We start from the raw sequence: 3,519 nt of genomic DNA, 5'->3' as shown, positions 1-3,519 counted from the left end.
TGGGATTTGTCTTGACCATCGAATAGGTAAAGGTTCTGTGCATTTAGCTAAATAGATTTGTTTGTCTTTAAATTTAAAGGATGATTTGGTAAATTCGGCACTTCCTCCTTGATGTTTTTTCTTAAAGTTAGGATACTTAGTACGACCAGCAAAGAAATTAGTAAAAGCTGTTTGTAAATGTCTTAACCCTTGTTGTAAAGGTACACAGCTTACTTCATTGAGAAAGTTTAATTCTTCTTGCTTTTTCCACTCGGTCAACATTGAAGAAGTTTCAGTATATCCTACTCTTTCTTGTCTTTCATACCAAGCTTGTGTTCTGAGATGGAGAGCTTTATTGTAAACTAATCTTACACAGCCCAATGTGCGCCGCAATAGCGACTCTTGTTCGGGTGTGGGGTAAAATCGGTAAGAATAGGCTTTTTCCATACCTCACATTTTAGCATATATTTCGTAAACGATGCTCATATTTAACAGTAAAGCCGTCGTAGAACGACGGGGTTTCAGACCCAAAATTTTCGATGACGAAAAACGTTAACAATATCCACAGGTTCAGGGATAGCCTCTAGAGAAGGATAGCAGCTTTGACCGTCAATTTGCTTGACCATAGGATTGACAGGATAGACTCGATAACCCACCGCTTGCAGGAATTTGGCCACCTGATAGCTGGCGCGGCTCGATTTCTCGGAATGCCCGACCACTGCGATAATTTTACTATTGCTGAAGATGGTTTTGAGCGCACCATCGTCTCCTTTAATATTCGGCATTGTCCCACCTATCTTAGAACAGAGTTTCGCTTTCCATAAAGATGAAGTGTAACCTAATTTGGTATCGACTTTTGACTCCAGCTTTAGCCACTCTGGAGAACTGACAGCAATGTTTAACTTTTCTACCGAAAAAACAGTTATTACCAATCCCAGTCAATCCCTCGGTATCTGTAGGAAAATTTACCCGATGGTCGCCCCTAAATCCTGTGACTTTAGTTACCACAAAACCTGATGAATTATCTTAGTATTATCATTCCGACTCTTAATGAGGAGTTAAGAATTGCAGCAACGTTAAAACAGATAGGTACGGGAGTAGAAATTATTGTTGTCGATGGGGGAAGTACCGATAAAACTAGAGAAATAGCCGAACAATCGGGAGCGAAGGTAATTATTTCTTCTAGTAAAGGTCGTGCATTTCAGATGAATTTAGGAGCCAAAATAGCAAAAGGAGATATTTTATTATTTCTGCACGGAGATACTTTACTCCCCCAGGAATTTCAAGAACAAATTATCAATACTTTATCCCAATCTGGAATAGTAGCGGGGGCCTTTGAATTAAAAATTGATGGAGAGGAAAAATCCCTGCGTTTAGTGGAAAAATTAGTTAATTGGCGTTCTCGCTGGCTTTCTCTTCCCTACGGAGATCAAGGAATATTTTTAAAAGCCTCAATCTTTGCCGATTTGGGCGGTTTTCCTGAGTTGCCAATTATGGAAGATTTTGAATTAATACAAAGATTGAAAAAAAGGGGTAAAATAGCCATATTTTCTGCCGCGGTGATTACCTCGGCAAGACGTTGGCAAACATTAGGAGTTGGCAAAACTACCTTAGTTAATCAATTAGTTATTATTGGTTATTATCTAAAAATTCCGCCTAGTTTGTTGAAAAGTTTTTATCGTTTATGGTAATAAAGGCTTGCTGAAAAAGTATTTGAGGTCATTGTGTAATGTAGGGGCGCAACGCTTGCGCCCATAATGTGACATTGTGAACATTTTTCAGCCAATATCCAAGAGAGGCAAAGACAATTATACAATCGAAGAAACCCTGCCAAAGAAGAGGTTTCCATGGCGCAAACATTAACAAAAATCATCAAGAATGCGGGGGGGGTAAGCATTACTTATTTGTAGCAGGCAGTACCAGTCTTTTGAAAAATACAATCATATAATCGAGGAAACCATACCAAAGAAGAGGTTTCCATGGCGCAAACATTAACAAAAGTAATCAAAAAGGTGGGGGGGGGTAAGCATTGCTTGTTGGTAGCGGGGGCAACTCTAGCCATCCTAACCCCTTTCCAAGCCGCCCAAGCAATTTTAGGGACAGGGACAGTGACAGGCCATTTTGACAACGCCATCACGCTCCCCGACTCAGTATACACGGGCAACGGAACCGACACCATCGAATGGGGAACGCCTGTAGATGGTTCATTTACCAATCAATTGTCCTTTATTCCTTCTGACTTTACCGATCAGCCCAAGGGTCAAGACTTTGTTGCAGGGCGCTTGTATTACCGTAATGGCGCTGTTTTTGGGGGTACTGGGATTAATGGGGTTGATCTGATAATCAACACCACTTCCTCCGACCCAGATTTCACTCAAACATTGCCATTAAAAATCACGATTGTAAACACCCCAAATGTTGCCGATCCTATCGCTAGTGCAGATTTCATTTACTTTACGGATTTCCCCGATCTCGGTAGTTTCAGGGTACTAGAAGGAGAAGAGACCTATGTAGAAGTTATAACTCAGTTTAATTCCCTCGATCTTGTTGGTTTTGGAGCCGTGGGTGATCCTTTAAAAGGATTTTTATCACCCAGTACCGGTCCAAATCCATTTCCAGCGGTTCCAGAGCCTTCCTCGATTCTGGGGTTATTGGCATTGGGTTTACTGGGGATGGGTTCAGTATTTAACAAGCAGCGAAAATAAATTGACAAGTGTGGGGATGGGATTTTTTCCATCTCCACTTGAGGAAAAATGCGCTCTAGAAACCTTCCAAATTTAACTCTTAATTTGAGTAAACAAATTTTTTTAAATTCCCTGGCAATTACTCAAAAAATTTGACATCTTATAGCGGACAGGTAAAAATAAAAACTTTTCTCTGCCAAGGCACCGATCGATAGGATAATTGATCATCGGAACATCTGCTCTGAGAATATGTCTCTCGATCGCCGTCAATTTCTTGATCTTTTAGGTGCTACCCTTGGCACAGCCACTCTTGCTGGTTTTAACCCTGCCGCTTTTATCGAAAAAATTAGATTTATTCAGCCAACTCTATATAGGGTTTTCATCCCTTGTAACCCCATCCATCGCATAACACAAACCGAAGAACCAGGCTATCTTAGGTTTGGTGGGTAAAATGTATTCTAAGATACAGTCCTGCTGGCGAGGGAGTGGAAGGAACCACTCCAGACACAGAGGACACAAAGATTGATCGCTTCTATAGTAAGTTAAACTGATCACACAAAGAACTGATAGGCTTTTAGCGGCTTGAGAACAAGCTTTATCAATCTATTCATATAATTGAAAATTATCAAAAGCGCACACTGCCGGAAAGCCATTTATTTTTTACCGAAAAATTGGGTTGAAAGCCTCGCCCTTTGAGGGCGACTTTATAGGATGTATGATATACTTTGCACGGCTACAACTTGCATTTTTTACTCAAGGACAATAATATAGTTTAAGAGTCATAATTAGAAGCAAAGCACTCATTAAAAACATGATTAACCTAGAATTCACGGAAGAAGAAAAGAACTCACTGTAT

At 40.3% G+C, this 3,519-nt stretch carries 3 protein-coding genes and 1 pseudogene; 2 read left to right on the top strand and 2 right to left on the bottom strand.

The features are described from left to right. Both IM509_RS06005 and IM509_RS24035 read right to left on the bottom strand, forming a co-directional pair. Positions 1–426, bottom strand: a 426-nt coding sequence (locus IM509_RS06005) for an RNA-guided endonuclease InsQ/TnpB family protein (protein WP_287716696.1), incomplete at its 3' end; no start/stop codon positions are given. 92 nt (positions 427–518) lie between these two features. Then, positions 519–764 (bottom strand): annotated as a pseudogene (locus IM509_RS24035) (CoA-binding protein); the annotation flags it as partial. Between the two features lie 231 nt (positions 765–995). Here IM509_RS24035 and IM509_RS05995 point away from each other — a divergent pair. Together IM509_RS05995 and IM509_RS05990 are read left to right on the top strand one after the other, a co-directional pair. Further along, positions 996–1,670, top strand: a complete 675-nt coding sequence (locus IM509_RS05995) for a TIGR04283 family arsenosugar biosynthesis glycosyltransferase (protein ID WP_052275861.1) — start codon at positions 996–998, stop codon at positions 1,668–1,670. A gap of 288 nt (positions 1,671–1,958) precedes the next feature. Further along, positions 1,959–2,684, top strand: coding sequence for a choice-of-anchor K domain-containing protein (locus IM509_RS05990; RefSeq protein ID WP_185236792.1), 726 nt, complete (start codon positions 1,959–1,961; stop codon positions 2,682–2,684). Positions 2,685–3,519: the final 835 nt, after the last annotated feature.

The sequence above is a fragment of the Microcystis sp. M31BS1 genome, from assembly GCF_020245285.1.
GTDB lineage: Bacteria > Cyanobacteriota > Cyanobacteriia > Cyanobacteriales > Microcystaceae > Microcystis > Microcystis panniformis.
The sequence above is the reverse complement of the archived record's forward strand: the minus strand, read 5'-3'. Positions and strand labels throughout refer to the sequence as shown.

Excerpts from the sequence above, each read along its gene's own strand:
- IM509_RS05995 (WP_052275861.1), top strand. The coding sequence starts at position 996 with ATGAATTATCTTAGTATTATCATTCCGACTCTTAATGAGGAGTTAAGA.
- IM509_RS05990 (WP_185236792.1), top strand. The coding sequence starts at position 1,959 with ATGGCGCAAACATTAACAAAAGTAATCAAAAAGGTGGGGGGGGGTAAG.